The organism is Vitreoscilla stercoraria DSM 513, assembly GCF_000382305.1.
GTDB lineage: Bacteria > Pseudomonadota > Gammaproteobacteria > Burkholderiales > Neisseriaceae > Vitreoscilla > Vitreoscilla stercoraria.
The window spans coordinates 52,031-77,812 of the sequence record NZ_KB908020.1 but is presented as its reverse complement, the minus strand read 5'-3'; the positions used below and the strand labels follow the sequence as shown (position 1 = coordinate 77,812).

At 45.0% G+C, this 25,782-nt stretch carries 25 protein-coding genes and 1 pseudogene; 5 read left to right on the top strand and 21 right to left on the bottom strand.

Features of this window, described 5'->3' with window-relative positions; all coding sequences use genetic code 11:
* The first annotated feature begins 532 nt into the window (after positions 1-532).
* The 3 genes from H150_RS0102995 to H150_RS0102985 all read left to right on the top strand — a co-directional run bounded on the left by H150_RS0102995 (position 533) and on the right by H150_RS0102985 (position 4,552).
* Complete coding sequence (locus H150_RS0102995; RefSeq protein ID WP_019957565.1) at positions 533-2,821, top strand: NADP-dependent malic enzyme; 2,289 nt, start codon at positions 533-535, stop codon at positions 2,819-2,821.
* Between the two features lie 123 nt (positions 2,822-2,944).
* Positions 2,945-3,349, top strand: coding sequence for an HIT family protein (locus H150_RS0102990; RefSeq protein ID WP_019957564.1), 405 nt, complete (start codon positions 2,945-2,947; stop codon positions 3,347-3,349).
* A gap of 9 nt (positions 3,350-3,358) precedes the next feature.
* Positions 3,359-4,552, top strand: coding sequence for an LD-carboxypeptidase (locus tag H150_RS0102985; RefSeq protein ID WP_019957563.1), 1,194 nt, complete (start codon positions 3,359-3,361; stop codon positions 4,550-4,552).
* A 64-nt stretch (positions 4,553-4,616) separates the two neighbouring features.
* Here H150_RS0102985 and H150_RS0102980 read toward each other — a convergent pair whose 3' ends face one another.
* The 21 genes and pseudogenes from H150_RS0102980 to H150_RS0102880 all read right to left on the bottom strand — a co-directional run bounded on the left by H150_RS0102980 (position 4,617) and on the right by H150_RS0102880 (position 22,437).
* Entirely contained in the window at positions 4,617-6,461 is a 1,845-nt protein-coding gene (locus H150_RS0102980; protein ID WP_019957562.1) for a PglL family O-oligosaccharyltransferase, read from the bottom strand.
* A 109-nt stretch (positions 6,462-6,570) separates the two neighbouring features.
* Entirely contained in the window at positions 6,571-7,326 is a 756-nt protein-coding gene (tatC, locus tag H150_RS0102975) for a twin-arginine translocase subunit TatC (RefSeq protein ID WP_019957561.1), read from the bottom strand.
* Positions 7,319-7,810, bottom strand: coding sequence for a Sec-independent protein translocase protein TatB (gene tatB / locus H150_RS14680; protein WP_019957560.1), 492 nt, complete (start codon positions 7,808-7,810; stop codon positions 7,319-7,321). The genes tatC and tatB overlap by 8 nt, the downstream gene beginning before the upstream one ends.
* A 3-nt stretch (positions 7,811-7,813) precedes the next feature.
* Positions 7,814-8,017, bottom strand: coding sequence for a Sec-independent protein translocase subunit TatA (tatA, locus tag H150_RS0102965; protein ID WP_019957559.1), 204 nt, complete (start codon positions 8,015-8,017; stop codon positions 7,814-7,816).
* Between the two features lie 161 nt (positions 8,018-8,178).
* Positions 8,179-9,573, bottom strand: a complete 1,395-nt coding sequence (gene fumC / locus H150_RS0102960) for a class II fumarate hydratase (protein WP_019957558.1) — start codon at positions 9,571-9,573, stop codon at positions 8,179-8,181.
* Positions 9,574-9,650: 77 nt separating this feature from the next.
* Positions 9,651-9,971 carry a phosphoribosyl-ATP diphosphatase gene (locus H150_RS0102955; RefSeq protein WP_019957557.1) on the bottom strand — a complete coding sequence of 107 codons (321 nt, stop codon included), beginning with the start codon at positions 9,969-9,971 and terminating at the stop codon, positions 9,651-9,653.
* A gap of 11 nt (positions 9,972-9,982) precedes the next feature.
* Complete coding sequence (hisI, locus tag H150_RS0102950; RefSeq protein ID WP_019957556.1) at positions 9,983-10,387, bottom strand: phosphoribosyl-AMP cyclohydrolase; 405 nt, start codon at positions 10,385-10,387, stop codon at positions 9,983-9,985.
* Positions 10,388-10,453: 66 nt separating this feature from the next.
* Positions 10,454-11,218 carry an imidazole glycerol phosphate synthase subunit HisF gene (hisF, locus tag H150_RS0102945; protein ID WP_019957555.1) on the bottom strand — a complete coding sequence of 255 codons (765 nt, stop codon included), beginning with the start codon at positions 11,216-11,218 and terminating at the stop codon, positions 10,454-10,456.
* Between the two features lie 7 nt (positions 11,219-11,225).
* Positions 11,226-11,633 (bottom strand): hypothetical protein, encoded by a 408-nt coding sequence (locus tag H150_RS0102940; RefSeq protein ID WP_019957554.1) that lies wholly within the window; start codon positions 11,631-11,633, stop codon positions 11,226-11,228.
* Positions 11,633-12,376, bottom strand: a complete 744-nt coding sequence (hisA, locus tag H150_RS0102935; RefSeq protein WP_019957553.1) for a 1-(5-phosphoribosyl)-5-[(5-phosphoribosylamino)methylideneamino]imidazole-4-carboxamide isomerase — start codon at positions 12,374-12,376, stop codon at positions 11,633-11,635. Before hisA ends, H150_RS0102940 begins: the two co-directional genes overlap by 1 nt.
* 238 nt (positions 12,377-12,614) lie before the next feature.
* Positions 12,615-13,265 (bottom strand): imidazole glycerol phosphate synthase subunit HisH, encoded by a 651-nt coding sequence (gene hisH, locus H150_RS0102930; protein ID WP_019957552.1) that lies wholly within the window; start codon positions 13,263-13,265, stop codon positions 12,615-12,617.
* A gap of 70 nt (positions 13,266-13,335) precedes the next feature.
* Positions 13,336-13,926 (bottom strand): annotated as a pseudogene (gene hisB / locus H150_RS0102925) (imidazoleglycerol-phosphate dehydratase HisB); the annotation flags it as partial.
* Positions 13,927-13,931: 5 nt separating this feature from the next.
* The gene (gene hisC, locus H150_RS0102920) at positions 13,932-15,008 is read right to left on the bottom strand and encodes a histidinol-phosphate transaminase (RefSeq protein ID WP_019957550.1); all 1,077 of its coding nucleotides are present in this window, start codon (positions 15,006-15,008) and stop codon (positions 13,932-13,934) included.
* Positions 15,009-15,182: 174 nt separating this feature from the next.
* Positions 15,183-16,574, bottom strand: coding sequence for an adenosylhomocysteinase (gene ahcY, locus H150_RS0102915; protein WP_019957549.1), 1,392 nt, complete (start codon positions 16,572-16,574; stop codon positions 15,183-15,185).
* 546 nt (positions 16,575-17,120) lie between these two features.
* Positions 17,121-17,453: a ribosome hibernation-promoting factor, HPF/YfiA family gene (hpf, locus tag H150_RS0102910; RefSeq protein ID WP_019957548.1), complete on the bottom strand. Its 333-nt coding sequence runs from the start codon at positions 17,451-17,453 to the stop codon at positions 17,121-17,123.
* Between the two features lie 131 nt (positions 17,454-17,584).
* Positions 17,585-19,021: an RNA polymerase factor sigma-54 gene (rpoN, locus tag H150_RS0102905; RefSeq protein WP_019957547.1), complete on the bottom strand. Its 1,437-nt coding sequence runs from the start codon at positions 19,019-19,021 to the stop codon at positions 17,585-17,587.
* A gap of 60 nt (positions 19,022-19,081) precedes the next feature.
* The gene (gene lptB, locus H150_RS0102900) at positions 19,082-19,813 is read right to left on the bottom strand and encodes an LPS export ABC transporter ATP-binding protein (protein WP_169708862.1); all 732 of its coding nucleotides are present in this window, start codon (positions 19,811-19,813) and stop codon (positions 19,082-19,084) included.
* Positions 19,814-19,819: 6 nt separating this feature from the next.
* Complete coding sequence (gene lptA / locus H150_RS0102895) at positions 19,820-20,338, bottom strand: lipopolysaccharide transport periplasmic protein LptA (RefSeq protein ID WP_019957545.1); 519 nt, start codon at positions 20,336-20,338, stop codon at positions 19,820-19,822.
* Positions 20,322-20,903: an LPS export ABC transporter periplasmic protein LptC gene (gene lptC, locus H150_RS0102890; protein ID WP_019957544.1), complete on the bottom strand. Its 582-nt coding sequence runs from the start codon at positions 20,901-20,903 to the stop codon at positions 20,322-20,324. The genes lptA and lptC overlap by 17 nt, the downstream gene beginning before the upstream one ends.
* Positions 20,900-21,463, bottom strand: a complete 564-nt coding sequence (locus tag H150_RS0102885) for a KdsC family phosphatase (protein WP_019957543.1) — start codon at positions 21,461-21,463, stop codon at positions 20,900-20,902. The genes lptC and H150_RS0102885 overlap by 4 nt, the downstream gene beginning before the upstream one ends.
* Positions 21,460-22,437, bottom strand: coding sequence for a KpsF/GutQ family sugar-phosphate isomerase (locus tag H150_RS0102880; RefSeq protein WP_019957542.1), 978 nt, complete (start codon positions 22,435-22,437; stop codon positions 21,460-21,462). Before H150_RS0102880 ends, H150_RS0102885 begins: the two co-directional genes overlap by 4 nt.
* Before the next feature lie 583 nt (positions 22,438-23,020).
* Between H150_RS0102880 and H150_RS0102875 the strand changes: the two genes are divergently transcribed.
* Together H150_RS0102875 and H150_RS0102870 are read left to right on the top strand one after the other, a co-directional pair.
* Complete coding sequence (locus H150_RS0102875; RefSeq protein ID WP_019957541.1) at positions 23,021-24,676, top strand: ABC transporter substrate-binding protein; 1,656 nt, start codon at positions 23,021-23,023, stop codon at positions 24,674-24,676.
* Positions 24,677-24,759: 83 nt separating this feature from the next.
* Positions 24,760-25,779 (top strand): ABC transporter permease, encoded by a 1,020-nt coding sequence (locus H150_RS0102870; protein ID WP_019957540.1) that lies wholly within the window; start codon positions 24,760-24,762, stop codon positions 25,777-25,779.
* Positions 25,780-25,782 lie beyond the last annotated feature (3 nt).

Here is a 25,782-nt window from a genome sequence, read left to right as displayed (position 1 = left end):
AGATATTGACTTTATGCAAGCATATCTCAAAATGACATATTAATAATTACATACGGATATTTGAGTATTGATGCAAGCATTCATTGGCATCATAATGATTTAACCAAACCAAGATGGGTTCATATCGATTTTTCATATTATGCAATTTTTTGACTTGTACAATGGCTGGATATTTATATGGACTCAAAAATATAAAAGACTATTTCAATATCAAATTGACATCTTAATATAGCGCAAAGCAGTGATTTAAATCCATTTTTATGCTATTTTATGGCACATAAATAGAATCATACTGCCACATTATCTGCGATTGACACACAATTGCACCTATCTAGATTGAACCTCAAGCCATTACCCAAAACCCAACAGTGGTATGTTAGAATCCAAGACGATTTCAGAGCAGTGGCATATACAAAGCCAACAGCCAGTCAAGTACAAACCTTGCTTGCCGTTCATACCAAAATATGCCACAGTTGTTACTTCGTAGCACAATAGCACACACTAGCATAGTAGATTTTTGGAGAAATGTTTTATGGATGAGTTGCTCAAAGAAGCCGCGCTCAATTTTCACGAATATCCGAATCCGGGTAAAATTCAAATCACTCCGACCAAACCATTGGCCACTCAATACGATTTGGCTTTGGCTTACTCCCCAGGCGTGGCTGCGCCTTGTATGGAAATTTACAATGACCCATTGGCATCATACAAATACACCGCTCGTGGCAATTTGGTCGCGGTGATTTCTAACGGTACGGCTGTTTTGGGATTGGGTAATATTGGCGCTTTGGCTGGTAAACCTGTGATGGAAGGCAAAGGCGTTTTGTTCAAAAAATTCGCTGGCATTGATGTATTTGACATCGAAGTCAACGAAACCGATCCAGACAAATTGGTCGACATCATCGCTTCTTTAGAGCCTACTTTCGGCGGCATCAACTTAGAAGACATCAAAGCGCCAGAATGTTTTTACATCGAACAAAAATTGCGCGAACGCACCAACATTCCAGTATTCCATGACGACCAACACGGTACTGCCATCATAACCACTGCTGCCGTTTTAAACGGTTTGCGCGTGATTGAAAAAGACATTAAAGATGTCAAATTGGTGTGTTCAGGTGCAGGTGCGGCAGCGATTGCTTGTTTGGATTTGTTGGTGGCTTTGGGCATGACACGTGAAAACATCACCGTGTGTGACTCTAAAGGCGTGATTTTCCATGGCCGTGACGAAAAAATGGATGTATCCAAACAACGTTACGCCATCGAAGACAATGGTCAACGTGTTTTGGCCGATGCCGTTGCTGGCAAAGACATTTTCTTAGGTTTATCAGGTCCAAATGTATTGAGCGTAGACATGCTCAAAACCATGAATCAAGACCCTATCGTATTGGCTTTGGCCAACCCACAACCTGAAATTTGGCCACCTGAAGCGATTGCTGCGCGTCCTGATGTCATCATCGGTACAGGCCGCTCAGACTTCCCTAATCAAGTGAACAATGTATTGTGCTTCCCATTCATCTTCCGTGGTGCTTTGGATGTGGGCGCATCGACCATCAACGAAGAGATGAAAGTCGCTTGCGTATTGGCCATTGCTGATTTGGCTTTGGCGGAACAAAACGACCGTGTGGCTTCTGCTTATGGCGAAACAGGCTTGTCTTTTGGTCGTGAATACTTGATTCCAAAACCATTTGATCCTCGTTTGATTGTGAAAATTGCGCCTGCTGTGGCGAAAGCTGCGATGGATTCAGGTGTGGCGACGCGTCCGATTGAAGACTTTGATGCTTACGTTGAGAAATTGGAACAATTCGTTTACAAGTCTAACTTGTTCATGAAACCAGTCTTCACCAAAGCCAAAACCCAATTGAAACGCGTGGTATTGTGTGAAGGCGAAGACAGCCGTGTCTTACACGCCACCCAACACATCGTGTCACAAAAATTGGCATTCCCAGTGCTGATTGGCCGCCCTGAAGTGATTGAAAAACGCATCAAAGATTTGGGCTTGACCATTCAAGCTGGCAAAGACTTTGAATTGGTGAACAACCAAAGCGACCCACGCTACCGTGATTATTGGGGTGAGTACTACCAATTGATGAAGCGCAAAGGCGTAACCGAAGAAATGGCGCGCCGTCGTGTGATTGGCAACACCACTTTGATTGGCGCATTGATGGTCAACCGAGGCGATGCAGACGCTTTGATTTGCGGTACGTTTGGTCGTTATAAAGAGCATTTTGACACTTTAGAATCGGTGATTGGTTACGACAACGATGAACAAGTGGCAGGTGCCATGAACGCTTTGATTTTGCCTCGTGGCAATGTCTTCATCACCGATACTTATGTGAATTCTGACCCAACGGCCAAGCAATTGACCAAAATTACACAAATGGCTGCCACAGAAATGCGCCGTTTCGGTATCGAGCCTAAAGCTGCGTTGTTGTCTAATTCTAACTTCGGTTCGATTGACAATCCAAGCTCACGCTTGATGCAAGAAACTTTGGCCATGCTGCAAGAGCAATCGCCTGAATTGGAAGTGGATGGCGAGATGCAAGGTGATGTGGCATTGATGGAAGACATGCGTCAATCGATTTTGCCTGAGTCTAGCTTGACTGGCTCGGCAAACTTGTTGGTGATGCCTAATATCGAAGCGGCCAGCATCAGCTACAACTTGCTGCGTGTGTCTGCTGCTGATGGCGTGACCATTGGTCCTATCTTGATGGGTTTGAACAAGCCAGTTCACATCTTAACGCCAATTTCATCGGTACGCCGCATCATCAATATGGTGGCTGTGGCTGCGGTTGAAGCACAACGCCAAGACGACCAGCAAGCATAAGTTTTAGCCAAGCTTCATACTCAAAGCGTCCTGTAAATCTTTACAGGACGCTTTTGTATTGTTTATACCGCCTGTGGTTTTGTGCCGTTATAATGTGGTTTATTCTATTTTGTGAGTGTTGTCATGGCTAAATGTCCTTTGTGCCAAACCCAAGGCGAAACAATTTTGTATCAAGATGAGATGGTACGGGTGATTTTGGTGACCGACCAAGTCTTGACACCTGCTTATTGCCGCGTTATTTGGCAAGATCATGTTGCCGAAATGACCGACTTAACCGAATCCCAACGCCAATATTTGATGCATGTGGTCTACCAAGTAGAAACCATCATGCGCGACATTTTCAATCCCATCAAAATCAATTTGGCCAGTTTTGGCACCATGGTGCCGCATCAACATTGGCATGTGATTGCTCGTTTTGAAGACGATGCTTATTATCCCGATTCTATTTGGTCTAGCCCACGTCATCATCATGTCCCTAAGCTACCTGATAATTGGCGTTTACACTTGACCGAAGCTTTGAATGCTTAAGGAGTTTTTATGTTGGACCAATCTATTTCTCGCCGCCGCATCTTAAGCTATGGCAGCGCTGGCGTGGGAGCCGCTGTCTTGACCGCTTGCGGCACGCCCAAAACCGTGACCCCAACACAACCATCCACTCAAACACCACGCCCACCACAACACGTCATGGGAGACAGCACTTTGTTGCGAATTTTTGCCTGCTCAGGCTTTTTAGACCGTACCGACCGTGTCACCACTGGCATACAGCGTTTACAATCATGTGGCTTTCAAGTGAGCAATACCGAAGCTGCCTACCGCCGTTTCCAACGTTTTGCAGGCAGCGATGGTCAACGTATTCAAGATTTGCAAGCCGTCGCCACAGGTCAAGTGGCCACGCCTAAAATTTTATTGGGCGCACGTGGCGGTTATGGTGCCATTCGCTTGTTGCCTCACATTAATTGGGATGGCTTAGGCGGGCGCATGCGTGAGCAAGGCACTTTGTTGATGGGTTACAGCGATATTTGCGCCATTCAATTGGCTTTGTTAGCGCAAACAGGCGTGCCTAGCATCGCAGGTCCCATGTTGTACAGCGAGTTTGGCAGCCCTAGCCCTAGCCCGTATACAATGCAAAACTTCATCGACACCACAACCAAAAGCCAAAACACCATTTATGTTGGTCAAATCCAAGCTCACAATCTGAATGTGAGCGGCAAATTTTGGGGTGGTAATTTAAGCGTCCTGCAATCTTTAGCAGGCACGCCTTATATGCCCAATATTGAAGGCGGTATTTTGTTTTTAGAAGATGTGAACGAGCAGCCGTATCGCATCGAACGTGCTTTGCAAACCTTGCATTTGGCAGGCGTTTTGAAGAAACAACAAGCGATAGTGTTGGGTGATTTTCGCATGGGCAATATTCGCGATTCGTATGATGCCAGCTATAATTTGTCTAGTGTGGTACACACGATTCAAAACACCACAGGCGTGCCTGTATTAACAGGTTTTCCATTTGGTCACATTACCAATAAAGTGACGATGCCTTTGGGTGCTCAAGCACATTTGCAATCTACCAGCAATGGCGGTTATCAAGTGACGTTTAGCCATTATCCTATGCTAGATGCCAATCGCTTAAATTTAAGCAGTTTATTGCCGCCACCTGAGCCTGTCTTTGACACCTTGAACTCCGTGTTTGGTACGCCTAGCAATCAAGATGCGCAAATCATAGAAGCGGAATAAACGCATCACTAGCCATTTTAAAAGCGTCCTGTAAACTTTTACAGGACGCTTTTTTTATGATGAATTAATTGGCTTCAGCGAAAGAGCATTTGATTTTTATCCGTTCTCGATATTCCAAACAGCGTTTTTGTGCCAATGGCAACAAATCCACATAATAAGGCGAGTTTTGCATGGCTTTGATATGCCCATCCAATTGATTCGGATAATAACGCCACACTTGCTCTAGCCATGCGGTTGCCTCATCACGTTGCCCCATACGATATTGGTACATGCCCCAACGAATGGCATAACTTGGATAAGGACGGTACGTCGCCACCACACGCGCATTTTCAACTTCATTATTCACGGACATGTCTTGATAAGGGCTAAAACTGCGTTCCATCAAAGCCATTCCAACATAATAATATAACAAATATTCATGCTTGAGCAAAGCATTGATTTGGGCTTTTTTCTGCTGAGCCACTTGCGCGCTCTCGCCTTTGGCAATGCCATATACCGATACAATATCTTGATACACAAATAACAGGCGCACCGTTCCCAATAAAGCAACCAATGCCAATATTCCCAAAGTCATGTTCAAACGATGCCATGAATGGGGGCTTGCCGTTGGATAACGATGTGTGTGATGTGGCACCAACGCCAAAAACAATGCAAACGGCAGTAAAAAATACACATACCAAAGTGGGTATTCCAATAAGCTATGACACAAGCTGACCGAAACCATCGCCAAAATCGCAAAGCTTTCAGGACGCTTGGCAAACACCACACAACGCCAAACCAAACACAACAAACCTATCAACAAGCCAACACAACCTATCACACCCACTTCTAATAACAACTGCAATATTGTATTGTGGTTATGCGTAAACAAGACATCTGCTCGGGCACTGAGCAGACCATCCCCATGCCGCCAAAAACTTTGCGAAGCACCACTGCCCCAACCATGTCCCCACCAAGGACTATTTAAAAAGGCTTGCCAAGCTTTGAGCCACTCCACGCTGCGCGCAGAATCGACCACGGTTTTGGCAGCGGTCACACGCTCTAAGCCTGTGGTCGTAGTCGCCCCTGAAAAAAATGCCAATACTTTTTTCAAGCCAAACTGTACAGCCAAAACCCACAACAACGCACCCATTGTCCAATACCAAGATGCTTGCCAAGCTTTGCCGACACGCAGGCGCCACACACATGCCCAAAAACCAATCACAAGCAAGTACACAATCAACGTGCGTGAGCCGATTAAGCCGATGCTCAAACCCAACCATGCAATCAACAAAGCGGCCAATAATCGACTCATCAAACGGGCTTGTTGCAGGTACAAAATAACAACCATACCCCACATCAAATAATGACCTAGATGATTGCGCTGCCCCAATTGCCCCATAATATTAGTCGGCTGTGAATAAGACAGATAGCCATGAAAATGCTTGGTTAAACCAAAGTATTGCAACCACATCACTGCGCTTTGCAACAAAACACCCAACACCAAACCCCAAGCCAAATAACGAAAGACATCGACATCAGATTCTTGTTGCCAACTGTGTAAAGCCCACGCAGCCACAGCTGCCACCAACACCACCATTGCCGCCAAATCAATTTGCGACAACCAATCCAAGCCTAGCAAGCGCCCTTGCACTGCAATCCATGCAGCAAAACCGATGAATACCATGCTAATAAGAGGTGGTTTATGACGCAAATACCCCATCAAAGCCACGCCCATGACCAACAGCAAAGCCAAGATGATGCTCACCGATTCAATGATCAAACCTGTTTGCGGACCAATGCGCCGATTCATCAAAAATGGCACCACCACCACAGACATCACAGCCATTACGGCCAATATATAACCCAAGCACAAACGCACTGCTTTTATCTGAACCACTGTTTTTTGTTCAATGTTGCCATTAAACACCCCATCTTCATTGAATGATTTGCCAATCTATGACAAGCCACTCCCATCAACACAATAACGGCCATGCTCACAGAGCATAGGCCGTCTCTATTTTAAACCCACAGTTTCATTACTCTGGCAATTGCGATGCCGTTATCTCATCCGCTTCAGATGTTTTAGGCTTCACAAAACGGCACATTTGCAGACCTAACTCATACAAAATAATCAATGGTACTGCCAAGAAAATTTGTGACAATACATCAGGTGGCGTCACAATCGCAGCTACCACAAATGCCCCCACAATCACATACGAACGTGCCGCGCGCAGTTTTTCCAAAGACACAATACCCATACGGCACAACAAGACCACCACCACAGGCGTTTCAAATGCGATACCAAAAGCCACAAACATACCTAAGACAAATGACAAATATTTATCGATGTCAGTGGCCATGCTCACACCCTCAGGCGTCACTTGGGCTAAAAAATGGAAAATAGTTGGAAACACCAAATAGTAGGCAAACGCCATACCTACAAAAAACAACAAAACTGTTGATATGACCAAAGGAATCACCAAACGTTTCTCTGTTTGGTACAAGCCCGGTGCCACAAATGCCCATACTTGCCACAAAGTATTGGGCAAACTGATTAAAAACGCCAACATCAAAGTGACTTTGACTGGCACAAAAAAGGGCGTAATAACATCGATGGCAATCATTTGATTGCCCGCTGGTAAATTGGCCATCAGCGGATTGGCAACAAAAGTGTATAACTGCTCAGAAAATGGCATCAAAGCAAAAAAACACACAAGCAAGCCTATGATGATGCGAATCAAACGGCTGCGCAATTCAACCAAATGGCTGATTAAAGGTTGGGTTTCATCCATGAGAAATCTGTTTGTGTTGACGGCGAGCACCGATGCGCTTGGCGCGAGGATTGATATGTTGATACGGACGAATGTTTTTACGGCGTTGGCGGCTTTGTTGTGCGAGCGTTGTCTTAGGCAAATGTTGCTGTTGCTGCGCAGTCCAAACACGCTCTGCAAGCATGTCTTCATCTTCCTCCTGAGACCAATGAGAATGGTGCCAAGAAGGTAAAGACGGCTGTATGTCTTGTTGGATTTGCTGCGCTTGTTGCTGTAAATCGTCTTTCAAACTTTGCGCCGATGCTTGCAAATCGGCTTTCATTTGCTGGAAGTCTTGCAAGCCCATGTCTGCGCCTAACTCAGCCTTAGCATTGTGAACCATATTTTGTATTTTTGCCAAACTACGGCCCAAAAAACGGGCTAAGACCGGCAAACGCTCCGGTCCTAGTACGATTAAAGCCACAGTGGTGAACAATAAGATTTCACCAAAACTCAATTCAAACATGCATCAACTGTCTTTTTTGTCTTGCTCAGTGGTTTTGGCTTCAAGTGCATCGGTTTTGGCCGCTTCATTGCCTTCATTCATGCCTTTTTTAAAGTCATGCACCGCACCGCCAATGTCTCGACCTGCGCCGCGCAATTTTTTGGTGCCAAATACCACCACCACCACCACCAAAACCACAAGCCAATGCCAAATTGACCAGCTACCCATGACATTTCCTTTTTAAAATCCAAATTTTAGACTCAAACACCCACACAGCATTTCAATCTATACATCTCATGCCCATATTTTACAGGACGCTTATCATACAAAAAAACATGGGACATTATACTGCCAATCATGTCCCATTATCCAAACTTATCCGCACAAACTTATTGCGGTGCAATCATGTTTTCAGGACGCACCCATGCGGCATATTGGGCTTCATCCACCAAACCACTGAGCAAAGCTTCTTGTTTTAAAGTCGTTCCATTTTTATGAGCCGATTTGGCAATTTTTGCCGCTGCATCGTAACCAATGTGCGGCGCCAATGCGGTCACCAACATCAAAGAATTCGCCATCAACGTTTCAATCTGCGCTACATTGGCGACGATGCCTTCAACACAATGCTCTGCAAAAGACACCATCGCATCGGCAAGCAAGCGAATCGATTGCAACACATTGTAAGCAATCACAGGCTTGTAAACATTCAATTCAAAATGACCTTGGCTCGCTGCAATGCTGATGGTCGTGTGATTGCCCATCACTTGAGCGGCAACCATCGTCAACGCTTCGCACTGAGTTGGATTGACTTTGCCCGGCATAATAGACGAACCAGGTTCATTTTCAGGCAAACTCAATTCGCCCAAACCCGAACGAGGACCCGAACCCAAAAAGCGAATGTCATTGGCAATTTTCAACAAATCTGCCGCCAACGCATTCAAGCTGCCATGAAAATGATTCAAAGCACCGTGCGACGCCAAGGCTTCAAATTTATTGGCAGCGGTTTTGAAAGGTTGACCCGTCAAATCAGCCACATTTTGCGCAAACGCAACATCAAAACCGATGCGAGTGTTCAAACCCGTTCCCACTGCCGTACCGCCTTGCGCCAAGCAATACACATCTTGCAAGGCTTGCACAATGCGCTGTGTACCATATTCTATCGCCGCCACGTAACCTGAAAACTCTTGCCCCAAAGTCAAAGGCGTCGCGTCTTGCGTGTGTGTGCGTCCGATTTTGATGATGTGCGCAAAAGCAGCTTCTTTGGCTTTCAAAGCGTCCTGTAAACGCTGTAAAGCAGGTAACAAACGCTGCTGCGTTTCTAACACAGTAGCAATGTGCATCGCCGTTGGAAATGAGTCGTTAGACGATTGCCCCATATTGACATGGTCATTGGGATGCACTGGTTTTTTGCTGCCTAAAACACCACCGAGCAACTCAATGGCACGATTGGAAATGACTTCGTTGACATTCATATTGGTTTGCGTGCCAGAACCTGTTTGCCACACCACCAACGGAAAATGCGCATCCAAGCGTCCTGTAACCACTTCTTGCGCCGCTTGGATAATGGCATCGGCAATTTGAGGCGACAATTCACCTGCTGTCAAATGCGCCATGGCTGCTGCTTGCTTGACATACGCTAAGGCGTAAATCAACGGCAACGGCTGGGTTTCCGTACCAATTTTAAAATTGTGGCGCGAACGCTCGGTTTGCGCGCCCCAATAACAATCTTGTGCCACCGCAATGGCACCAAAACTGTCGGTTTCTTGTCTGCTTGTTTCTGACATATGCATGACTCTTTCACAAAAAATTCATCGGCTGTGTTTATGAGGACGAAGTTCCGTGAAATAACACTTTCTCGGGCTTATTGTGTGCGCGAGGCTTTTTCGTCAATGCCTGAAATGTTTTGACGGCGTTGCAATTCCATCAACACATCGTCCGCACGCAAACCATGGTAAGACAACAATACCAAAGTGTGAAACCACACATCCGCCACTTCTTTGACCAAATGCAATTTCTCACCATCTTTAGACGCCATCAACACTTCACCGGCTTCTTCAATGACTTTTTTCAAAATGGCATCTTCGCCTTTATGCATCAATTGCGACACATAAGACGATTGTGGTGCCGCTTGTTTGCGCACTTCAATCACATCAGACAATTCTTTTAACAATGCTTCGTTCATTTTTCCACCCTTTATTTTTGACCGTAAATGTCTTGTTCGTGTTTCAAAATGGGATCAACTGTCTGCCATGCACCGTTTTCCCACACTTGATAAAAACAACTTTCACGACCAGTATGACAAGCAATACCGCCTTGTTGCTCAATTTGCATCACAATCGCATCACCATCACAATCCAAACGCAATTGATGCACTTTTTGCACGTGACCCGACTCTTCGCCTTTCATCCACTGTTTTTGGCGTGAACGGCTGTAGTAATGCGCAAAACCCGTTTGTGCCGTTTGCGTTAAAGCCTCGGCATTCATCCACGCGACCATCAACACGCGTGAAGTTTGATAGTCTTGCGCAATGGCACAGACCAAACCATTGGCATCCCATTTAACGGCATCTAACAAAGCTTTGTTTTGATTTGTATCCATAATGTCCACAATATTCAGGACGCTAAAGCGTCCTGTAAAAATTCATCGATTCAATTGACCGACCATTTACAAACGCACTTCAATGCCAGCTTGCTGCATCGCCAATTTCGCTTCGCGTATGCTCACTTCGCCAAAATGGAAAATGCTCGCAGCCAAAACCGCATCGGCTTTGCCTTCTTTAACACCATCAATCAAGTGCTGCACATTGCCCACACCGCCTGAAGCAATCACAGGAATGTCCACCGCTTCGCTGATAGCGCGGGTCAAAGGCAAGTTAAAACCAATTTTGGTGCCATCACGGTCCATGCTGGTGAGCAAAATTTCGCCCGCACCACGCGCTTGCATTTGGCACGCCCATTCTACCGCATCAATACCTGTTTGCTTGCGGCCACCATGGGTGAACACTTCCCAACGGGTATTTTCAGGATTGACCGCTTTGGCATCAATCGCCACAACAATTGCTTGCGAACCAAAAAAACTGCTGGCGTCACTCACCAAATCAGGATTGGTAATGGCCGCTGTGTTGATACTGGCTTTGTCCGCGCCGGCATTGAGCAAACGGCGTATGTCTGCCACCGCGCGCACACCACCGCCCACCGTCAACGGAATGAACACTTGGCTCGCCACTTTTTCAATCACATGCAAAATCGTGTCACGGTTGTCGGAACTGGCGGTAATATCCAAAAAAGTGATTTCATCCGCGCCTTCATCGTTATAGCGTTTGGCCACTTCCACAGGGTCGCCTGCGTCACGCAAAGACAGGAAATTAACCCCTTTGACCACACGACCATTGTCCACATCCAAACATGGGATGATGCGTTTTGCTAACATGCAACTCTCATTTCTTGTTCTTGCCGACTTGTTGCGGCACTCGCGCTAAGCGCGCACTCAAACCATTCAAAAGCGCAATGCCCAACATCACCACACTGAAAACCAACCAAGTCTGGTAATACATATATTGCTCATAAGTATAAAATACATAAGCAATGGCAGGCACAAACAACCAATTAATGACCAACAATCCCCAACCTCGGATACTGTGGCGTTTGCATGTCAACAAAGTCAATGCTGGTGTCAACAACATTAACGCCAACAACGCCCACATCATCGGACTCATGCTTTGCTGCCAATAATCCAAACCTGAGGAAAAATCATCGGGTTGTGCGACGGTGTCTTGTGACTGTTGCCACCACAACCCTAAAAATACCAAACCGTGTAACAACACGGTGCTTACTACTCGAAACATTAAACCTCAGCTAACTCATCCGCTAAGTCTTGCGCTTGCTTGAAATCAATGGAACCTTCGTAAATCGCACGACCTGTCACCGCACCTTCTACGCCACTGCTTTGTACCGCACACAACGCACGAATATCATCCAAGTTGGTCAAGCCACCTGAAGCGATAACAGGCACAGACACAGCTTCTGCCAATTTTACAGTCGCCTCAATATTGACGCCTGACATCATGCCATCGCGACCAATATCCGTATAAATAATGCTGTGTACGCCATAATCAGCAAAACGTTGACCGACTTCGGTCACATGGTATTTGGTGACTTTTGCCCAACCATCGGTTGCGACCAAACCATCTTTGGCATCTAAACCCACGATGATTTGATTCGGAAAAGCATCACACGCATCACGCAAAAACTGCGGATTTTTAATCGCAGCCGTGCCAATGATGACATATGACAAACCCAAATCTAAATATTTCTCGATGGTATCCAAATCACGAATGCCGCCGCCCAATTGCACAGGAACGTCTTTAGACACTTCATCTAAAATGGCCTTAATCGCACCCAAATTTTGCGGTTTGCCCACAAACGCACCGTCCAAATCAACCAAATGCAAACGACGTGCACCTTGCTTTACCCAATGCATGGCCATGTCCACAGGTTTGTCAGAAAAGACAGTTGCCTCTTCCATCAAGCCTTGGCGCAAACGCACACATTGACCGTTTTTCAAATCGATGGCAGGAATCAATAACATAATCGTACTCAAATATTGCAATTAATAGATTGGTAATAGGCCATGAAAACCTCATACCGCTACGAGAAATCCAATGCCAATATGTATCTTGGCAAACAGACCAATAATTCTACAACTTTTTGATGGCTTGTTGTGCCTTATATGGCTTGAAAATAGAGGTTTTATAGCAGGTTTTCACCGCATTTATCGGTTTCATATTTTCAAACCATACACACCTAAAAACCGATACCATCCATTTTTACGCTTGACCATTCCACAACAAAAAGTTTTGAAACAATTGTAAACCTGCATCATGGCTTTTTTCAGCATGAAATTGCGTGGCAAAAACATTATCACGACCCACCGCGCAAGCAAATGTTTCAGGATAATCACTTTGGCCTAATACAATGCTCGCATCTGTCGGCGCAAAATGGTAGCTGTGCACAAAGTAAAAGCGCGCGTCTTGCGCCACATTTTGGAACAAAGGATGGTTTTGGGTTTGATGCACTTGATTCCAACCCATGTGCGGCACTTTCAATTTATTGCCTTGAGCGTCCTGTAAGCCATGAGCAAAACGTTTGACGCTGCCTTGGAACCAACCTAAGCCTTGCGTATTGCCTTCTTCGCTCACATCAAACAACAATTGTGCACCGACACAAATGCCAAAAAATGGCTTGTTCTTAAAGCCGTCGGCAATCGCCTCACCCAAGCCGCTTTTTTGCAAAGCCGCCATACAATCAGGCATCGCCCCTTGACCTGGGAAAATGACTTTGTCCGCTTGATAGACCACATCAGGATTGCTGGTCAATTGGATGTCAGTATTCACATTCGCACGCACTTGCGCAGCTTGGGCAGACTTTAGCACCGAATGCAAATTGCCCATGCCATAATCTACGATGGCAATTTTCATGATTTCAAATCCTCATACAACAATGAAAACAAAGCGTCCTGTAAGTTTACAGGACGCTTTGATGCTTGAATCAGGCAGTCAACGTGCCTTTGGTTGACGGCGTCAATCCTGCCATGCGCTCATCCCATTCTACCGCCATACGCAAAGCACGGCCGAAAGCTTTGAAAATGGTTTCGGCTTGGTGATGGGCATTGATGCCACGCAAGTTGTCAATGTGAACCGTCATCATCGAATGGTTGATCAAACCATGGAAAAATTCACTGAACAAATCCACATCAAATCGACCAATCACCGCACGCGTGTATTCAACGTTGTAAGTCAAACCTGGACGACCTGAAAGGTCTAACACCACACGGCTCAAAGCCTCGTCCAAAGGCACATAGCTGTGTCCATAACGGCGAATGCCCACTTTGTCGCCAATGGCTTGTTTCAAAGCCTGACCCAAAGTAATGCCGATGTCTTCCACAGTGTGGTGGTCATCAATGTGCAAATCGCCTTTGCACGTGATGTCCATATCAATCATGCCATGGCGGCAAATTTGGTCCAACATGTGTTCCAAAAACGGTACGCCTGTGTCAAATTTGCCTATGCCTTTGCCATCCAAATTGATGCTGACACTGATTTGCGTTTCTGATGTGTTGCGGCTAACGGTAGCGGTACGCATAATTAAGATTGTGTTCCATACAGTTGTTGCATGACGCCTAAGACCAATTGATTTTGTTCTGGTTTACTAACAGTAATGCGCACGCATTGCTCAAGCAAAGGATGCACGCCATGCAAATTTTTAATCAAAATATTGTGATCAAGCATCGCCTGCCACAAAGCTTGGGCATCGGGCACGCGCATGGTGATGAAATTGGCTTCCGAAGGGAAGACTTGCACTTGTGACCATGTTTTGAGCATGGTACGCATGCGTTCGCGTTCCGATTTTTGTTTATTAATGTGTTCATCAATAAACTGCGGGTATTGTAAAGCAAATTTGGCCGCTGTGAGACTTAATTGATTCATATTGTAAGGCGGCGTCACTTTTCTAAGCTCATGCATCACCTGCGGATGCCCCACCGCATAGCCCACACGCAAGCCAGCAAAGCCAATTTTGCTCAAAGTTCTGAGCACCACCAATTTTTCACTCAAACCCGCTTCAGGCAAAAATGTGTGTGAAGAAAACGCACCATATGCCTCATCAATCACCACCAGACCAGGGGCTGCAGCAATGATTTGCTCCACATCGGTTTTGGCAAATGGTACGCCAGTTGGATTGTTTGGATAAGCAATAAAAATCAATTGCGGCTGATGTGTGGTAATGGCCTCTAACACCGCAGTCAAATTCAAACTGAAATCCTCATTAAGCGGCACACCCACATATTTCATGCCAAAAAATTCCGCGTTAACGCGGTACATGACAAACGAGGGCTCTAAGGTCAACATCGTACTGCCTGGTTGACCTGTCAACATGGTCAATAATCGAATCAGTTCATCAGAGCCTGCACCTAAAACAATGTCAGCTTGTTCTACAATACCCACTCGTTCACGCAACATCTGCGGTAAACCTTGGGCTTTGGGAGTGGGATACAAGTGGATGGGTGTGTGAGCCAGTTGCTTGGCCAATTCAGCGCGCATTTCGTCTGAATATTCATAAGGACTTTCCATGGCATCCAGTTTCAAGCAATCTTCAGGACACTCGACTACTTTGTATGCGGTCATGGCTAAGACATCGGGACGGATAATTTGATTCAACTGCATGGTTTCGCCTTTGTTTGTGTTTTTAATATGAGATCATGATTGAAAAACATTGCCTGTCATGCTGGTTTTTACTCTACCTTGTTCAACAAAAGCTGACAACCTCTCGCATGCAAATCTGCTGCACAAAAAAAGCGCACCTTCAAAGATGCGCTGTGATGTTATTTCAATTAAATATTAATAACGGTAATGATGTGGTTTGTAAGGACCTTCTTTTGGCACATTGATGTAAGCCGCTTGCTCATCAGTCAACTCAGTCAATTTGGCACCAATACGTTCCAAATGCAAACGTGCCACCATTTCATCCAAATGTTTCGGCAACACATACACTTCGTTTTGATATTGTTCGCCACGAGCAAACAATTCGATTTGACCCAAAACTTGGTTGGTGAAACTGTTGCTCATGACAAACGATGGGTGACCTGTCGCGCAACCCAAATTTACCAAGCGGCCTTCAGCCAACAAGATGATGCGTTTGCCATCAGGGAATTCAATGTGATCCACTTGTGGCTTGATGTTGTCCCATTCGTAAGAACGCAAGCTTGCCACTTCAATTTCGCTGTCAAAGTGACCGATATTGCACACAATCGCTTGGTCGCGCATGGCTTTCATGTGTTCGTGAGTAATCACATTCACATTGCCTGTGGTAGTCACAAAGATGTCGGCTTGATCTGCCACATCATTCATGCGTACCACGCGGTAGCCTTCCATAGCGGCCTGTAACGCGCAAATTGGGTCAATTTCAGTCACCCAAACGGTCGCACCCAAACCACGCAAGCTTTGCGCACAACCTTTACCCACATCGCCATAACCTGCAACGATGGCAATTTTACCTGCAATCATCACATCGGTTGCGCGTTTGATACCGTCTACCAAACTTTCACGACAACCATACAAATTGTCAAATTTAGACTTGGTCACAGAGTCGTTCACGTTGATAGCAGGGAATGGCAATTCGCCACTTTCTTGCATTTGGTACAAACGGTGTACGCCTGTGGTGGTTTCTTCGGTCACGCCTTGAATGTGTTGCAAGCGTGTAGAATACCAGTTGGCATCTTGCTGCAAACGTGCTTTGATAGACGCAAACAACACAGTTTCTTCTTCATTACCTGGATTGTCCAATACCGAAATGTCTTTTTCGGCTTTGCTGCCTAAAATCAACAACAAAGTCGCATCGCCACCATCATCCAAAATCATGTTGGCTTCTGAGCCTTCAGCCCAGTTGAAAATTTCGTGGGCATATTCCCAGTAATCCGCCAAAGTTTCGCCTTTGTAAGCGAACACAGGGATGCCCGCTTCAGCCATTGCAGCAGCTGCGTGGTCTTGGGTTGAGAAAATATTGCAAGAAGCCCAACGCAATTCCGCGCCCAAAGCCACCAAAGTTTCCATCAACGCAGCTGTTTGAATGGTCATGTGCAAAGAACCAGCAATGCGCGCGCCTTTCAAAGGTTTTTCTTCACCGTATTTTTTGCGCAAAGCCATCAAGCCTGGCATTTCGGTTTCGGCAATATTCAATTCTTTACGCCCCCAAGCGGCGAGGCTGATATCAGCAATTTTGTAATCTGACACGTTGGTGTCCTTTCCAAGAGTGGTTGTGATGAGTGCCGTTGTATGGCGAGCCTGAGGTATTCCCTGCAGCACTCCTCGCGCGAAAGCGCTCATTATAAAAGAGATGCCATCAAAACCCAAGACGCACGCTTAAAGTTACCCTGCCTTATATAATATGCTTACAGGACGCTTAACGATTGAAATATGCATACTCACTGAATACCAAACTGATGCACAAGAGCACCCAAATCACAATACGCCATGATCCATAGCCAGATAAGGAAAATGGATTAACTTCTTCATAAATCAACCTTTAAATGTCTGTTTCCAACAATCCATAAAAGTATCAATATTTTTGAAAATGATGAAAGCCAGTAAAAAATAAAGCGGAATATTCAAAATAATGAGTTTAACAATTGACATACATAGCCTTGTAGTTAAGTTATTTTAATTTTTTACTCTAAAAATAATTTAAAACGCAAGTAATGCCTCATTTTTATTTCGTATATGACGCCAATAAACAAAAAGCCATATCAAACGATATGGCTATGTCTTAAGGCTCAGACTTTAATCCTGCTGTGTGACTGTTTCACGTCCACTAGGTGTCGCGCGATGGTCAGTACTTTTTTCTTTGTACTTTAAGACCATCCGATCCAATTTATCCATCAAAACATCAATGGCAGCATACATGTCATCTTCTATGGTTTCCACATGCAAATCTTTACCAGCCAAATGCACGTCTGCCTCTACTTTGTGCTTGGATTTTTCCACAGTACACAAAGTCACGGTTGTAGAGATGATGCTATCAGAGTGGCGATTGATACGTGCCAACTTGGTACTGATATACTCACGCAAAGCTTCAGTCACATCTAAATTCAAACCAGTTACAGTCAGATTCATACAAGTCTCTCCTTCTTGCTGGGCTAGGCCCCGATGGAACGCCACCGTTAACCAGTGACGTTAATTTCATCATAACTGTTTTCATTCTAATCGCCAATATCTTTGTGATCACGACTACACTTTATTACATTTCACAAGCGTATTTTGCGCTCACTGGCAGAAGGAATCCTCAAACTTTCTCGGTACTTAGTTACAGTACGCCGAGCAATTTTAATTTCATGTTCAAGCAATTTTTGCGTTAATTTTTCATCAGAAAGTGGTTTTCGCTTATCCTCTTCGCCAATGAGTTTTTCCAAAATGGTTTTAATCACACGATTGCTAATGCCTTCATCTTCATCACCCTCACCACCATTGGTGGCTGTTTGTGTGAAAAACCAACGCAGCTCAAACAAGCCTTGTGGACAACTAAGATACTTTTGATTCACCGCACGCGAAATCGTGGACTCATGCAAATCTAAAAATTCTGCCACCGACTTAATCAACATCGGCTTCAAAGCCATGGCACCCTCGCTGAAAAAAGCCTGTTGATGCGCCACCACATAATCGGCCACACGCAATACCGTATCGGCACGCATTTCCAAACTGTGTATCAACTGTTTGGCTTCTTGCATTTGTTTTTTTAAATCTTGATGACCACATGCTTCGACAACCGATGCATATTCTTCATTCACACGCACACGCGGCTGAGTTTCTCGCTGCAATTGTGCCACCCACAGGCGTCCTTGTTTAAAAACTCGAATATCAGGTAAAACATATTGCGTCGGCTCAGAATGAGCATAACCACTACTTGGATAAGGATTCAAACTTTGAATCAACATCACAGCGGCCTGTATTTCTGCAATATTAACAGGCAGGTATTTTTTCAGTTTGGTGACATTGCTAGGCTGCCCCAAGACATTGAAATATTGACGCACAATCAATTTTGCCAATTGATTGACAGCGTTATCAGGCAAGCGCTGCAATTGCAGCCACAAAGACTCACTCAAATCGAATGCACCGACACCCGCAGGTTCAAAGCCTTGGAGGTGCGTCAATGCCTGTGCCAAATCTTCTTCTTCTAACAACCACTCCAAAGGCGAATGTTCCACAATGTCTTGTAAACCATTCGACAAATAACCATGTTCATCCAAATTTTCAATCAATATATGCACCCTGAAAGCCTCTTCACGGCTTAATTGGTGTTCACAAACTTGATTGCGTAAAAACTGGCGAAAATCATCATTGTCTTCAATTTGCGCAAAAACGTCTTGAAACTCACCATCGTATGCAATGCCGGTGCTGCCCACGCCCGCAGTGATTTGCATACTTTGCCAATAATCATCAATCCCAACTTGGTCACCCAAATCACCATGCGCATCATTACTGGCCGAAGTGTCGCCATCAAACTCACGTTCTGGTTGCGCAAGCTCTTTGTGATCTATTCTTTCTAATAAAGGATTTTCTAACAAGGCTTGCTCAACAGCCTCATCCAATTCCAAACCCGACATTTGCAACAATTTAATCGCTTGTTGCAACTGAGGGTTTAGTTGTAATTGCTGTGTTTGCTTCAGTTTGAGTTGGTTTTGCATAATATTTAATTCAGATTGAATAAAGCAAATGAATCACAAACACATTGAGCCATACCGACCTTAATAGTCAAAATGCTCGCCCAAATACACTTCTCGCACACGCTCGTTTTGTACCAGTTCTTCTGGCACGCCCGTTGCCAAAACAGAGCCTTCAGAAATGATGTAAGCACGATCACAAATACGCAAGGTTTCACGCACATTGTGGTCGGTAATCAACACACCAATGCCACGCTGCTTTAAATAAGAAATGATATTTTGAATATCAATGACAGCAATCGGGTCAACACCTGCAAACGGTTCGTCCAATAAAATAAAACGCGGTTTGGTTGCCAATACTCGAGCAATTTCCACGCGACGGCGTTCACCGCCAGACAAGGCCACCGCAGGCGAATCCTTAATGTGTCCAATGTTCAAATCATCCAACAAACGTTCTGTTTGCTTGGTGATTTCTGCTTTATCTTGGGTATTGATTTCCAAAATGGCTTGGATATTTTCTGTCACCGTCATTTTGCGAAAAATCGATGCTTCTTGCGGCAGATAACCCACACCTTTTTGCGCGCGCTCATGTATTGGCAAATGGCGCATTTCTTGCCCGTCCAATACAATAGACCCATCATCTGCGGCGATAATTCCAACTATCATATAAAAGCTGGTCGTCTTACCTGCCCCGTTAGGCCCCAATAAACCAATCACTTCGCCGCTTTGAATGTCCAAAGTCACATCTTTGACCACTTGACGGCTTTTGAATTGTTTTTTCAAACCAGCTACTTTTAAAACACTGTTAGTCGTCATCATCAATTATTTCTGTGTGCTAGAAGGTTGTAAAATCACCGTCACACGGCGGTCTGAACCTGAAGCAGACTTGCTACCTGCTGCAGTGTAAATCTCAGTTTTGGTGTTATAAGTAATGTTATTGCCTTGCACCATATCACCGCCACGTTGCACCTTGGCACCACCACTTAGCGTGACCAAACCGCTGGCAGATTGGTAAGTTACTTTTTGACCCTGCCCATTTACCCAGCCTTTACCGCCATCTAACTGCTGCTTGAATGTGACTGGTGAACCCGTAGCTGTCATGATTTGATTGCTATCGTTGGTACGTGATACTTCAATTTTACTGGCACGAATGTCAATAGAACCTTGTTTAACCACCACATTGCCACTGAACACCGTCACTTGTTTGCCTTGATCGACCACGCCATTGTCCGCTTCAATGCTGATAGGCTGATTTTGATCCGATTGTAAAGCCCAAACAGGTGCAGCCAAGGCACAAGTGAGCAATGCCACACTGTATTTGAATTTAAGGTTGCTCATCATAAATAATTGCTTTCACACGAGATTGCAGGTTTAACACATCGTTTTTTTTATCATAATTGAATCCAACCGCACTGCCATGCGATTGACCATATTCATATTGCACTTCTGCATCGGTATGCGCCATTTGCGTGGGAATGTCTACAGTCAAAGTCGGCATGCTCACTTTTCCCTCTAAGCCACCATCCACTGCGGTTTTGGTCAACACCACTTCTTGCTTGAAAAAGATTTTTTCTTCTTGATCTGCATAACGCGCCTCTTGTGAACTCACTCGATACAATGGCTGCCCTTGTTGCCAAACTTGACCATCTGGCTGCTGCAATAAAACATCGTTGCTATTGGGATACATCGATGCTTCTTTGGCAACCAAAGTTTGTACGGGCAAGCCTTGCGCATCAAAACGCAAACCACTGATGTCTTTCATCACATATTGTGGCTGACTCAAATCCAACAAGGTGGTTTCAACGTTGACATCTGTGGCACGATTCAGCCAAAACGTCATACCACCCATCAACACGGCCAAAACCATTGGAAAAACCAATGGCATCATGCGACTGGAGATATTCATAATACATACTCAGTCAAAGCGTCCTGTAAACTGCCTTGTGCCCACATAATCATCTCGCACGCCTCACGCACAGCGCCCAATCCTGCTGCCGCTTGCGTCACATAATCGGCATAATGAATCACCCAGTTGTGTGCACTTGGCACCGCAATCGGCAAACCACAACGCACCATCACCGGCAAATCCACCACATCGTCACCCACATACGCACATTGCTCTTGACTCAAACCCAATTGGGCAATCAAATTCAAATAAGCTGTGCGCTTGTCATGAATGCCTGCCAAATAATGGTCTATGCCCAAACCACGCACACGGTGTCCCACACCTGCGGCATCGCGTCCTGTAATGATTGCCAACTGTACGCCTGTTTTTTGGAGCATTTTCAAACCATGTCCATCCAAAGTATTGAACGCCTTGATTTCTTCGCCTTGCGCTGTGATATAAATCTCACCATTGGTCAAGACACCGTCTACATCCAAAATCAATAATTTAATCGCTTTGGCTCGTTGTAAAACCGCTTCGGGCACATCAAGATTGAATGCCAATTCAGGGATATTTTTCATACAATTCCTGCTTTTAATAAATCGTGCATGTGCAACACACCCACCAATTGTTGTTCGTCATCGACCACCAACAAACCATTGACTCTCTGGCTTTGCATCACGTGCAAAGCTTCGCTTGCCAATTTGCCCATTGCAATGGTTTTAGGGTGTAAGCCCATCACATCTTTGACCCAAATGCCATGAATTTGACCACTGTGTTCTAAAATGCGACGCAAATCACCATCGGTCAAAATACCGATTGCTTGGTTGCCCTCAACGACAGCCGTCATACCCAAACCTTTAGCGCTCATTTCCAAAATGGCTTCTTTCAAATCCGCACTCACGTCCACTTGCGGTAAAGCACTGTCTTTGTGCATCAAATCTCCGACACGCACCAACAAACGCTTGCCCAAAGAACCTGCAGGATGGCTTAAAGCAAAATCATCAGGCGTAAATTGGCGTGCTTGCAACAACACCACCGCCAAAGCATCACCCAAGACCAAAGATGCCGTGGTACTTGAAGTAGGTGCCAAGCCCAAAGGACAGGCCTCTTGGCTGACTGCTGCATTTAAAAAAATGTCTGCCGCTTGCCCCAAAGTCGATTCACGACGGCCGCTCATCGCAATCAAGGTCACCCCTTTGCGCTTTAGAGCTGGCAACAAATTGATTACCTCTTCGCTCTCGCCTGAATGCGACAAGGCCAAAACCACATCTTTTTCCATGACCATACCCAAATCGCCATGCGCCGCTTCCGCAGGATGCACAAAAAAAGCAGGCGTCCCCGTAGATGCCAAAGTCGCCGCAATTTTGCGGGCAATGTGACCTGATTTGCCCATACCAGTGACAATCAAGCGGCCTGTAGTATTCAAAATGGTATCAATGGCTGCTGCAAAACCTTCGTCCAACTGCGAACTAATTTGTCGCAATGCCGCTTGTTCAATTTCAATCACAGTACGCGCTTGTTCAATATAGTTTTTTGTCATTTTCACCATCATCAAAATTCATCCAACTCATGAAGACAAAGCTCAATCAGTGCTTTGAATTTCTCACACCATCCATTGGCAAATTCACAATGTCTGTTATGTACCCATCACATTGTATCGCACAGTGCCTGTTTGAGCACCATCAACCCTCGCGAAGGCTGTCACTGTGTACCATTACAATGAATCCATCCTAAACAAGTCGCTTTATTTTAAAACATACTTCTATAAAGTATCCATTGTCTATTTCGCCTATTCAAATCTAAAATTGTGTTGTAAATAACACTGCTTAAACCCTGCCTACTCAGCAAAATAGGTAGCGCAATCCAGCTTTTGAAGCTCCTAAAAGCCCCTGATAATTCACTATCTGACCTTATTTTGCTACTTTAAATAGATTATTTACCCATCAAAAAAAATCAATTCAATCAATACAAAATTGTCAAATTTATTCATTTAACACCCGTTCACTGCAGAAATTTTCTTGATTTTGAATTTTATTGTCACTATATTTATTCAGCATTTCATAAAGTCGTAACAAACTCTGTTGTACTCCCCAAGTAAATTTGAAGTTCCTCTTTAAAGAATCGGAGTAGTCATAATGAAAAAACGTCTTTGTACTTTGTCTGTAATCAGCGCAAGTTTATTACTTGCTGCATGTGGTGGTGGCAATGATGCCCCTGCTAAGGGTAACGAGCCTGCCAAGCAAGAAGCTGCTGCCACTGGCGGCAGTAAAACATTGGTGTATTGCTCAGAAGGCAGCCCCGCTGGTTTTGACCCTGGTCAATATACTGCTGGTACAGACTTTGATGCGGCGGCATACCCGATTCGCAATGGTCTGGTACAGTTTGAACGCGGTGGCACCGAAGCCAAGGCAGGTTTGGCTGAAAAATGGGATATTTCAGAAGACGGTAAAACCTATACTTTCCATTTACGCAAAGGCGTTAAATTTCATACCACCGACTACTTCACACCTTCTCGTGACTTCAATGCAGACGATGTAGTATTCACCTTCAAACGTTTGACTGATCCTAATTTTGCATTCAACAAAGCTTATCCTGCAGAGTTTCCATACGCCACCGATATGGGTTTGCCTGACAACATTGTCGCAATTGACAAAATCGATGACCACACAGTCAAATTCACTTTAAAAGAAGTAGATGCTCCTTTTATCCAGAATCTAGCCATGCCTTTTGCTTATTTGCATTCGGCTGAATACGCAGAAAAACTAGAAAAAGAAGGCAAAGCCGCTGACATCAATACCCATCCGATTGGCACAGGTCCATTTGTGTTCAAGTCTTATCAAAAAGACAATATGATTCGCTACGCGAAACATCCTGAATATTGGGACAAAGACAATATCCACATCGATAATTTGGTCTTTGCCATCACCAAAGATTCTGCGGTACGGGCGCAAAAAGTCCAAGCAGGTGAATGTAATGTATCAGCTTACCCAAAAACCGCCGAAATTGAAGCGGCTAAAAAGTCTAGCAAAGTCAATGTACTAGACAAACCAGGCTTTAACGTCGGCTATGTCGGTTACAACGTCAAAAAAGACAAATTGGGCGACCTGAAAGTACGCCAAGCTTTGGACATGGCGATCAATCGTGATGCCATCATCAATGCCGTATATCAAGGTGCAGGTACGGTTGCGACCAATCCCATGCCACCGACCCAATGGTCTTACAATGACACGTTGAAAAATGCACCTTATGATCCTGAAAAAGCCAAAACTTTGTTAAAAGAAGCAGGTGTACCAGAAGGCCATCAAATCAACTTATGGGCAATGCCAGTACAACGTCCATACAATCCTAACGCCAAATTGATGTCTGAGATGATTCAAGCAGATTGGGCGAAAGTCGGTATCAAAGCCAATATTGTCAGCTATGAATGGGGCGAATATTTGAAACGCGCTTCCAAAGGTGAACACGATGCGATCATCGTTGGTTGGACTGGTGACAATGGTGACCCTGATAACTGGCTGGGTACGTTGTTAAGCTGTAAAGCCATTGGCGGCAATAATTATGCCCAATGGTGTAATCCACAGTTCGACCAATTGGTCACTGATGCTCGCCGCATCACCGATACGAGCAAGCGCACTGAATTGTATTCACAAGCCCAAGTCATATTCAAACAAGAATTGCCATGGACGACGATGGCTCACTCGGTGGTGACGGTAATGACCACACCGAATGTGAAAGAATTCAAGATTGATCCATTTGGTTCTGTACGCTTTGAAGGGGTCAAAATCGACTGATGATGCAACAACAACCGTACTGACACACTCGTGGCAGTACGGTTTTTTTTACCTGTTGATTGTTTTCCCACAAGGAAGTGCATATGTTTTCTTTTATTTGTAAACGGATCTTACTGCTGATTCCGATTTACATCGGCTTGACCCTCTCCACCTTCACCTTGGTTCGTATGGTGCCAGGAGACATTGTGCAAGTTTTAATGGGTGAAAGAATGGTCGATCCAGAATTACATGCCCAAGCCATGAAGCGCTTAGGGCTAGATCAACCCTTGCCGGTGCAATATTTTGACTATCTCACCAAAATTTTAAAAGGTGACTTTGGCAATTCTTTCCGCGACCGCAGCCCGGTTTTGAATGACTTTTTCTCTCATTTTGTACCCACTTTAGAGTTGGCCATTTGCGCCATCTTGATTGCCAGTGTTTTGGGAGTTTCATTTGGCATTATCGCTGCACTCAAACGTGGCTCGTGGCTAGACTACACATTGATGAGTGCTTCTTTGGCTGGCTACTCGATGCCTATTTACTTATTAGGTCCAATTTTAACTGGTATTTTTGCGCACTACTTGGGCTTGTTGCCCGTGTCTGGCGTCATCAGCGTAATGCAATTTTTAGATGTTGAGCCTTATTATGGCTCATGGTTATTGGGTTCTTTCTTCAGCGACCAACCAGGGGCATTTTGGGACGTCATCAAACACTTTATCTTGCCATCCATTGCCTTATCAACCATCCCACTAGCCATGATTGCCCGCATGACCCGCTCTGCTATTTTAGAAGTTTTGGGTGAAGACTACATTCGTACCGCCAAAGCCAAAGGTCTGTCCCCGACTCGCATCGTGCTCGTTCATGTGATGCGCAATGCTTTGATTACCGTTGTCACTGTCATTGGTTTGCAAATGGCGACTTTACTGGCAGGCGCAATTTTGACTGAGACCATTTTTTCATGGCCGGGCGTTGGCAACTGGTTGCTCGATGGCTTTCACAATCGCGATTACCCTGTGGTGCAAAACGGCATTTTATTAGTCGCCACCGCCTTGATGCTCATCAGCTTGCTGGTAGACATTTTGTACGGCTTGATTAACCCTCGCATTCGCCACGCGGCCAAATAAGGA

What these genes read in the sequence shown, in the direction of transcription:
- H150_RS0102880 (WP_019957542.1), bottom strand. Translation starts at nt 22,437, where the DNA reads ATGATGGTGAAAATGACAAAAAACTATATTGAACAAGCGCGTACTGTG.
- fumC (WP_019957558.1), bottom strand. Translation starts at nt 9,573, where the DNA reads ATGTCAGAAACAAGCAGACAAGAAACCGACAGTTTTGGTGCCATTGCG.
- H150_RS0102995 (WP_019957565.1), top strand. Translation starts at nt 533, where the DNA reads ATGGATGAGTTGCTCAAAGAAGCCGCGCTCAATTTTCACGAATATCCG.
- hisF (WP_019957555.1), bottom strand. Translation starts at nt 11,218, where the DNA reads ATGTTAGCAAAACGCATCATCCCATGTTTGGATGTGGACAATGGTCGT.
- tatC (WP_019957561.1), bottom strand. Translation starts at nt 7,326, where the DNA reads ATGGATGAAACCCAACCTTTAATCAGCCATTTGGTTGAATTGCGCAGC.
- lptA (WP_019957545.1), bottom strand. Translation starts at nt 20,338, where the DNA reads ATGATGAGCAACCTTAAATTCAAATACAGTGTGGCATTGCTCACTTGT.
- lptC (WP_019957544.1), bottom strand. Translation starts at nt 20,903, where the DNA reads ATGAATATCTCCAGTCGCATGATGCCATTGGTTTTTCCAATGGTTTTG.
- lptB (WP_169708862.1), bottom strand. Translation starts at nt 19,813, where the DNA reads ATGACGACTAACAGTGTTTTAAAAGTAGCTGGTTTGAAAAAACAATTC.
- H150_RS0102990 (WP_019957564.1), top strand. Translation starts at nt 2,945, where the DNA reads ATGGCTAAATGTCCTTTGTGCCAAACCCAAGGCGAAACAATTTTGTAT.
- hpf (WP_019957548.1), bottom strand. Translation starts at nt 17,453, where the DNA reads ATGAATCTGACTGTAACTGGTTTGAATTTAGATGTGACTGAAGCTTTG.
- H150_RS0102875 (WP_019957541.1), top strand. Translation starts at nt 23,021, where the DNA reads ATGAAAAAACGTCTTTGTACTTTGTCTGTAATCAGCGCAAGTTTATTA.
- H150_RS0102870 (WP_019957540.1), top strand. Translation starts at nt 24,760, where the DNA reads ATGTTTTCTTTTATTTGTAAACGGATCTTACTGCTGATTCCGATTTAC.
- hisC (WP_019957550.1), bottom strand. Translation starts at nt 15,008, where the DNA reads ATGCAGTTGAATCAAATTATCCGTCCCGATGTCTTAGCCATGACCGCA.
- H150_RS0102955 (WP_019957557.1), bottom strand. Translation starts at nt 9,971, where the DNA reads ATGAACGAAGCATTGTTAAAAGAATTGTCTGATGTGATTGAAGTGCGC.
- tatB (WP_019957560.1), bottom strand. Translation starts at nt 7,810, where the DNA reads ATGTTTGAATTGAGTTTTGGTGAAATCTTATTGTTCACCACTGTGGCT.
- hisA (WP_019957553.1), bottom strand. Translation starts at nt 12,376, where the DNA reads ATGTTATTGATTCCTGCCATCGATTTGAAAAACGGTCAATGTGTGCGT.
- hisI (WP_019957556.1), bottom strand. Translation starts at nt 10,387, where the DNA reads ATGGATACAAATCAAAACAAAGCTTTGTTAGATGCCGTTAAATGGGAT.
- H150_RS0102940 (WP_019957554.1), bottom strand. Translation starts at nt 11,633, where the DNA reads ATGTTTCGAGTAGTAAGCACCGTGTTGTTACACGGTTTGGTATTTTTA.
- rpoN (WP_019957547.1), bottom strand. Translation starts at nt 19,021, where the DNA reads ATGCAAAACCAACTCAAACTGAAGCAAACACAGCAATTACAACTAAAC.
- H150_RS0102885 (WP_019957543.1), bottom strand. Translation starts at nt 21,463, where the DNA reads ATGAAAAATATCCCTGAATTGGCATTCAATCTTGATGTGCCCGAAGCG.
- H150_RS0102985 (WP_019957563.1), top strand. Translation starts at nt 3,359, where the DNA reads ATGTTGGACCAATCTATTTCTCGCCGCCGCATCTTAAGCTATGGCAGC.
- hisH (WP_019957552.1), bottom strand. Translation starts at nt 13,265, where the DNA reads ATGAAAATTGCCATCGTAGATTATGGCATGGGCAATTTGCATTCGGTG.
- tatA (WP_019957559.1), bottom strand. Translation starts at nt 8,017, where the DNA reads ATGGGTAGCTGGTCAATTTGGCATTGGCTTGTGGTTTTGGTGGTGGTG.